Origin of the sequence: Xenorhabdus littoralis (genome assembly GCF_033949345.1) — a bacterium.
Classification (GTDB): Bacteria; Pseudomonadota; Gammaproteobacteria; order Enterobacterales; family Enterobacteriaceae; genus Xenorhabdus; species Xenorhabdus littoralis.
In genome coordinates this window covers 1-379 of sequence record NZ_VCDP01000128.1, presented here as the reverse complement: position 1 = coordinate 379, position 379 = coordinate 1, and the positions used below count along the sequence as shown (strand labels likewise).

Genomic DNA, 379 nt, shown 5'->3' with positions numbered 1-379 from the left:
CTGACGGGCTGGGCGGGGATGCGCTATCCCGAACACCTGTCCGCCTTTCGTCACGGGATGGAAAACCATCAATCGCTGTGGCTGGTCTGGCGGTTAAGCCTTTACACGCTGTTGGGCTGGGGCAGCCGGAAGCTTTTTCAGGCAACGCAACACAAACCCGCGTACCGGGCACCGTTGATCCGCATGATGACGGCCAGCCTGCTGTTTCTCCTGCTGTGTGAATATGCCCTGTCAGGCAGCATGGGGGACACCGTATGACAACAAACAGTTATCTGGAATACTTTCTGACCCTGCTCGGCTGGGTGGTGAATAATGGCCTGTGGCAGGTACTGATTGCCACCGGGCTGTTTACCGTGCCGTTGTTGTTTAAAATCATGGC

At 56.5% G+C, this 379-nt stretch carries 1 protein-coding gene; it reads left to right on the top strand.

Going from position 1 to position 379, the window contains the following annotated elements:
* A partial coding sequence (locus tag FE394_RS18340; RefSeq protein WP_319927775.1) for a hypothetical protein occupies positions 1–221 on the top strand: 221 nt, incomplete at its 5' end.
* Positions 222–379 lie beyond the last annotated feature (158 nt).